Raw genomic sequence first — 1,663 nt, 5'->3', positions numbered from 1 at the left:
GCCGCCGGACCCTTGCTCCGCACGTCCTCGACGTGCGTCATCGCCTCGCGCAGCTCGGCGAGCCAGTCCTCCTCGTGCTGCCCGACCAGCCGCACGCACCAGGCCAGGGCGTCGGCCCGCGAGCGGGCCACCCCCGCGTCGACGAGCGTGTCGAGCACGAGCCGCTCCCGCTGGCGCAGCCGCGTCATCGTCGGCGCGGCCACGTGGGTGAACAGCTCCGTCCGGTCGCCCACGCGCACCGCCCACGACACCTTGCGGTCGAAGCGGTGCTCCGCCTCGCGCGCGATCTCGATCCGGCGACCGCGGGTGTCCTCGCGGAACGCCTTCGCCCGCCCGGCACGTGCCTCCGCCCGCTCGGCGTCGCTCGAGCCGTCGGGCAGGTCGACGTCGCCGATGGTGAGGACGATCGTGATCTCCTCCCGGTCGACCGTCACCTCCGGCGCCGCCACCTGCCACTCCTCGGGGAGGCGGCCGGTGAACCAGCCCCTCACCCGCTCCGTTGCTTGCTCAGTAATCATGTAATCAGGATTACTCGTCGGACCGTACGAGTCAACGCACTACGCCACGAGCGAAAGGAGAGGTATGCCGCTGAGCGAGCTCAGCGGCATACCCCTGCGTCCAGCGTGGCGGGGCACTCCGGTCAGCGCGGTCGCACGCTGATCGAGTACTTCCCCGTGCCGCTCTCCACGTTCCAGTGGCGCACCTGCGCCCAGTAGCGGCCGGGCACGAGGCTCGTCCGGATCCGGGCGTTGAGGCCGTAGCCGCTGTCGTCGTCCTCCGCGATGAGCGCGGTGTCGCTGTCGGGCCCGAAGAGCTTGAGGTAGACATCCGTCGACCCGCTCGTGCGCACCTCGTGGACGCCGTCCGACTCGACGACGAAGGTGAAGACGTCCTCCTCGCCGCCCGTGCCGATGTCGGCCTTGACCTTCTTCCCGTCGAGCGGGAGCTCCACGGCGTCGGAGACGACCGGCCCCGCCTTGGGGTACATGTTCGCCCCGGCCACGAACTCCCGATCGAGGGTCGACAGGACCTCGTTGGAGCTCGTCCCCACCCCGTTGAGCGTCCACGACGCCGGGAACGCGTAGAGCATGATCGACTCCGGGTCGAACTCCGTCCCCTTGATCTGGTCGAGCGCGTACTTCCGGAAGACGTTGTGCCGCACCGTCGCCTCGTCCCAGAAGTTCGGCGGGCCGGCGAGCGCCGCGATGACGACCGGCTCGTTCCACTGGATCCCACCGGCCGGGTTGGAGTGCTCGTGCGCGAGCCCGATGGCGTGCCCGAACTCGTGCGCGGCCGTCCCCCCGTCGAGGAAGCCGAGGTTCATCGTCGCCTGGTTCGCCGGGATTCCCGTGGAGTCCGTGCCGACGTAGGACCAGGCGCCGTCGTTCTCGTCGAAGCTGATCCGGATGTCCGTGGCGGACAGCGGGTGGTTGCCGAAGTCGAACGTCAGGTTGCAGGCGTCCGACCACCAGGCGGCCTGCTCCCGCGCCACGGCCTGCTGTGAGGACGTGCCGCCGAGGAACCGGACCTTCAGCGTCGAGCCGTTCATCCACGACTTGCCGATGGGCGATATGGCGCGGTCGCGCCCGTCGAGGCTGCGGGTGCGCCGGTGCGGGCGCATGAGGTCCCTCGGCAGGATCCGGTCGAAGCAGACGTGCGGTGC

2 protein-coding genes are annotated in these 1,663 nt (G+C 70.3%); both read right to left on the bottom strand.

Translation table 11 applies throughout. The features are described 5' to 3' along the window. Positions 1 to 518, bottom strand: a 518-nt coding sequence (locus LOY02_RS15825) for a hypothetical protein (RefSeq protein ID WP_317183329.1), incomplete at its 3' end; no start/stop codon positions are given. Positions 519 to 640: 122 nt separating this feature from the next. Continuing rightward, positions 641 to 1,663 (bottom strand): M12 family metallopeptidase (locus LOY02_RS15820; RefSeq protein ID WP_317183328.1); only part of this gene is annotated, 1,023 nt, incomplete at its 5' end.

The organism is Intrasporangium sp. (genome assembly GCF_032907665.1).
GTDB lineage: Bacteria > Actinomycetota > Actinomycetes > Actinomycetales > Dermatophilaceae > Intrasporangium.
This window is presented reverse-complemented; position numbering and strand designations above follow the sequence as displayed.